Origin of the sequence: Hydrocoleum sp. CS-953 (assembly GCF_002260545.1) — a bacterium.
Taxonomy (GTDB): Bacteria; Cyanobacteriota; Cyanobacteriia; order Cyanobacteriales; family Microcoleaceae; genus Trichodesmium.
Genome location: NZ_LGSU01000919.1, coordinates 1 through 5,437 on the forward strand (window position 1 = coordinate 1; position 5,437 = coordinate 5,437).

Annotated in this window: 4 protein-coding genes and 1 pseudogene; all 5 read left to right on the plus strand. The window is 39.3% G+C overall.

Features of this window, described 5'->3' with window-relative positions; all coding sequences use genetic code 11:
- Positions 1-698 precede the first annotated feature (698 nt).
- Positions 699-1,066 (plus strand): response regulator (locus AFK68_RS12485; RefSeq protein ID WP_246844144.1); only part of this gene is annotated, 368 nt, incomplete at its 3' end.
- A gap of 57 nt (positions 1,067-1,123) precedes the next feature.
- Positions 1,124-2,143 carry an ATP-binding protein gene (locus tag AFK68_RS44945; protein WP_371357353.1) on the plus strand — a complete coding sequence of 340 codons (1,020 nt, stop codon included), beginning with the start codon at positions 1,124-1,126 and terminating at the stop codon, positions 2,141-2,143.
- Between the two features lie 174 nt (positions 2,144-2,317).
- On the plus strand, positions 2,318-3,834 hold a 1,517-nt coding region (locus AFK68_RS44950; RefSeq protein ID WP_371357352.1), incomplete at its 3' end, for a cache domain-containing protein.
- Between the two features lies 1 nt (position 3,835).
- Positions 3,836-4,624: pseudogene (locus AFK68_RS38760) on the plus strand (sensor histidine kinase); the annotation flags it as partial.
- A 19-nt stretch (positions 4,625-4,643) separates the two neighbouring features.
- Positions 4,644-5,437 (plus strand): response regulator (locus AFK68_RS44955; RefSeq protein WP_371357354.1); only part of this gene is annotated, 794 nt, incomplete at its 3' end.

Genomic DNA, 5,437 nt, shown 5'->3' on the forward strand with positions numbered 1-5,437 from the left:
ACCTATACTACTAACTACTACATAATATCCTTTATAATCTCCTCATAATACTGTGTTGTCACTATAATTAGTAAAGTTGCATAAGTCGTGAAAAAATTATGTTAGAGTTAGGAGAAACAATAGTTGAATTAGGGTAGGATTTTTTATCCTATCACAATATTTTTAATATGTATTCCCTGTCCTTAAACACTTATGAAATGTAAGCATTCAGCAGTCAGCTATGAGCTAGCCTCCTGCGGAGGAAGTACGTTAACAGTTTCATTACCTTTAGTTGACAATTCGAGCTAGTTGTTCTTGTGCTTTAATTTATGGGTTGAAAATGTAGTAGAAGTTAAACCAATGTTTACTTAATTTAAACCTCGCCCTTAAGGGGGGGTCTTTAAAAGCTGTTTGCGCAGCATGACCTAGGAAGAGCTGACCGCTAATAGCTGTTTCGCTTGCTTCGCTGCGCGATATGTTTGCGGAGCATTCCGGAACGGAAATGCGCAGCATTCCGCAGGAAATGCTTACTATTAACTAGCTATTAGCTGTCAGCTAAAATCCGAGGGTTTAAGCCCCCCACAAGAGCTTGAAAAATTAGTGGTGCGCCTTTTATGGGGGATTGAAACCCCCATTATACACAGTGAAAAGCTGATAGCTGACTGCTGACCGCTGACTGCTACGTCAAATTCCTTTGCTGTAAGTCAATAAACCCGATCATGTCAACAAATACAAATGCCAAATTCATTCTTATTGTAGACGATAATCCCACAAATTTGTCTGTACTCTCAGAAGCGTTGCGTGGTGCAGGGTTTCGTTTTCGAGTAGCAATAGATGGAGAAAGTGCTTTAACCCTAGTTGAGCGGAATCAACCTGAACTAATATTACTTGATGTACAAATGCCAGGAATAGACGGTTTTGAAACTTGTCGTCGTCTAAAAGAAAACCATGCTACTGCATCCATACCCATCATTTTTACAACTGCCCTTACTGATAGGGAAAGTAAAGCGAAAGGATTTGCCTTGGGTGCAGTTGATTATATTCCCAAACCATTTGATCAGGGTGAAGTTATAGCAAGAGTCAAGGTNGTTTTGAAACTTGTCGTCGTCTAAAAGAAAACCATGCTACTGCATCCATACCCATCATTTTTACAACTGCCCTTACTGATAGGGAAAGTAAAGCGAAAGGATTTGCCTTGGGTGCAGTTGATTATATTCCCAAACCATTTGATCAGGGTGAAGTTATAGCAAGAGTCAAGGTACACTTGCAACTAAAGCACCTGACAGAATCTCTTGAAGAACAGGTACGCGATCGCACAAATGACTTACAAAAGGCCCAAGTGCAACTGGTACAGCAAGAAAAACTCTCTAGTCTTGGTGAAATGATTTCTGGAATTGGCCATGAACTTAATAATCCAATTCACTTTATTGTCAATAATATTGAACCACTCGAAGAGTATATAACTGGAGTCAGTAAGATTCTAGATTTGTATCAGCAGGAATATCCTAGACCTTCACCCAAGTTAAAGGATGCTATTGAGGATTTGGACTTGGAATTTGTTCTAGAAGATATGACAAAGATTTTAGAATCCTTTAGATTAGGTACTAAAATGATAAAAGACATATCCACCTCACTGCGGACATTTTCTCGTTCAGATAGTGAAACTAAATCCCTGGCAGATTTGCATGAATGTTTAGATAGCACCCTAATGATTTTACAGCATCGTCTTAAAAATAAAGGCGATCATCCCCAAATCGAAGTTTTCAAAACTTATGGAACATTGCCCTCAGTGCTATGTTATCCAGGACAAATGAATCAGGTATTTATGAATATTCTAGCAAATGCAATTGATGCTCTAGATGAAGCGATAGTTCAAGGAAAATTGCACGCTCGAATTCCTCAAATTAAAATTACAACTAAAATAACTTCTGAGAAACAAATAGTTATCCAAATCGCAGATAACGGAATTGGCATTCCCGAATCCATTAAAGAACGATTGTTTGAACCAATGTTTACAACTAAACCAGTTGGTAAAGGTACAGGGTTAGGTTTGGCGATCGCTAATCAAATTATTGTGGAAAAACATAATGGCAGACTCAGTATTAATTCTCAAGTTGGAGAATGTACAGTATTTGTGATTGAAATTCCAGTTGAGAATATTTAAAAGCCGTTGCCTCAACTTTTGATTATTCAAGTGAAAAATCAGGATAAATTATGATCGCTCACTCCCAACCCCAATTAATGAGTCCCCTATTTCTCCCTGCTCCCTGTTTCCTGCTCCCTACTCCCTACTCCCTACTCCCTACTCCCTATTCCCTCCTATACAATTAATATACTTATGGTTAATATCTCAAAATCACAATCTGAGTTAATATATACTCCTCCCAAAAAAAGGAAGTCATCCTTATTTTTCGTAATACTCATTCCCTTTTTTCTCCAGATTTCAGCAGCCGTTGGTTTGACAGGTTGGTTATCAATTCGTAATGGACAAAAAGCAGTCAACGATCTGGCTAGTCAACTCAGATATACAACAGCTACGAAAATTGAGAAATACTTAGAAACATATCTAGCAACCCCTCATCTACTGAATCAAATTAATATTCAGGCAGTCAAACTACAACAATTTGATATTCTCGATCCAGAGAGTAGACAGCGCCAATTCTGGGAACAGCTCAACTTGTTTTCTGGGATTGGAAATATTGCCTTTGGTAGTGCCACTGGAGCATTTACAGCAGTCGAATACACCCCTGATAGATCGGGTATGATGACGAACAAATCTGATGCTTCAACAGATAACAAAATAACAGGATATCGATTAGATGAAAACGGTGATCGTACAGATATGATCAAAATTAGATCGAAGTACGATCCACGAAAACGTCCTTGGTATCAGAATACAATTCAACAGAATACTGCCTGCTGGAATCCAATTTTTAGCTTCCTTACTAATAACCAACTCCTAGTTTTACCAGCAAGCACTCCTGTCTATAATCAAGATGGCGATCTTTTAGGGGTTTTAGCTAGTCGTCTCTATCTATCGGAGATTAATGAATTTCTCGCTACCTTAAAAATTGGTAAGACAGGCCATATTTTTATCATGGAGCGGGATGGTACTCTGGTCGCTACTTCTACCTCCGAACCAGTTACGATGCAAACTGAAACAGGTGCTAAACGGGTGAAGGCAGAAGTAGCAGAGAATGAACTGATTCGTCTGACAGCAAAGACACTAGCAGAGCGTTATAATAATTTGGCAGCAATTGAGAAGACAAAACAACTCGACTTTAAACTAAATGGAGAGCGTCAGTTTGTCGAGGTTTTACCATACAGTGACGAAAAAGGGTTAAATTGGCTGGTTGTAATTGCTGTTCCAGAATCAGATTTTATGGAACAAATTAATGCTAATACTCGGATTACAATTCTCATGTGTCTAGGGGCGTTAACTCTGGCAACAGCGATCGGTATTTTAACAACTAGATGGGTGACTCAACCTATTATTCGCTTAAACAAGGCAGCGAAAAATATCGCTACAGGAAAATGGGAGAGCGGTATCGATATTAATCGCCTAGATGAAGTAGGAGAACTAGCTGAGTCATTTGATTACATGGGGAAGCAGTTACAAACAGCTTTTGAAAATTTAGAACAAAAGGTTGAAGAGCGGACAGCAGCTTTAGCAGAATCAAATCAACAACTAGAAAAAGCTAAAGAGCAGGCAGAAGTTGCCAACCAAGCTAAGAGCGAATTTCTCGCCAATATGAGCCATGAATTACGGACTCCCCTCAACGGCATACTTGGTTACGCTCAAATCCTGCAACGTTCTCAAAACATCAGTGACAAGGAACACAATGGTATTGGTATNGCAGAAGTTGCCAACCAAGCTAAGAGCGAATTTCTCGCCAATATGAGCCATGAATTACGGACTCCCCTCAACGGCATACTTGGTTACGCTCAAATCCTGCAACGTTCTCAAAACATCAGTGACAAGGAACACAATGGTATTGGTATCATCCAACAGTGTGGTTCTCACCTACTCAACTTAATTAATGATGTTCTCGATCTCTCCAAAATTGAAGCTCGCAAGTTGGATCTCCTTCTCGCCGAGTTTCATTTTCCTTCTTTCCTGCAAGGGGTTGCCGAAATTTGTCGTATCCGCGCTCAACAAAAAGATATAGATTTTTACTACACTCCTGATGAGAATTTACCCGTAGGTATTCGTGCTGATGAAAAACGACTACAGCAAGTATTAATAAATCTTCTGGGAAATGCGGTTAAGTTTACTGATGCTGGTAGTGTCACTTTTACTGTGACAGCACAAAAACATGCACAAGACCCTACACAATACAGCCTGCGCTTTGAAGTCAAAGATACAGGAGTAGGTATGACTCCAGAACAACAGGCAAAAATTTTCTTGCCATTTGAGCAAGTCGGCGATCGCCAAAAACAGTCTGAAGGTACAGGTTTAGGATTAGCTATTAGCCAGAGAATAGTCAAACTTATGAACAGTCAATTAAAAGTTGACAGTGAAGTTGGTAAGGGCAGTACCTTCTGGTTTGATCTAGAAGTAGCGGAAGCTAAAGAATGGGCAACAACTTCTAGAAATTTTCACCAGGGAACTATCTTGGGTTATCAAGGTAAACAACGTCGTGTGNCAACAGGCAAAAATTTTCTTGCCATTTGAGCAAGTCGGCGATCGCCAAAAACAGTCTGAAGGTACAGGTTTAGGATTAGCTATTAGCCAGAGAATAGTCAAACTTATGAACAGTCAATTAAAAGTTGACAGTGAAGTTGGTAAGGGCAGTACCTTCTGGTTTGATCTAGAAGTAGCGGAAGCTAAAGAATGGGCAACAACTTCTAGAAATTTTCACCAGGGAACTATCTTGGGTTATCAAGGTAAAAAACGTCGTGTGTTAGTAGTAGATGACCGTTGGGAAAATCGTTCAGTGGTTATAAATTTCCTAGAAATGCTAGGTTTTGAGATGAGTGAAGCGGAAAATGGAAAAGAAGCTTGGGAAAAAATGATGGCATCGCCACCAGATGTAGTTATTACCGATTTAATGATGCCAATAATGAATGGTTATGAATTACTTAAACGCATCCACAGTTCGGAAAGTTTGAAAGATGTAGTAGCGATCGCTTCTTCTGCTAGTGTATTTGAGAGAAACCAACAAGATGCTATTGATACAGGAGCAGATGTGTTTTTGCCCAAACCTATACAAACTGACCAACTACTACAAATCTTGCAGGAATATCTGAACTTAGAGTGGGTTTATGAAGAAGAGGCAGAAGCAAATGAAATAGTTCAGGTTATTAATACCGATGCAGTTATTGCTCCTAGTCAAGAAGTATTGCAAAAATTACTTACTTTAGTTGAGGATGGTGATATTCAAAGTGTGATAGAAACTGTGGAAGAGCTTCAGACATCACAAGCAATTTCTACCGCTTTTACTCTAGAGATTTTGCA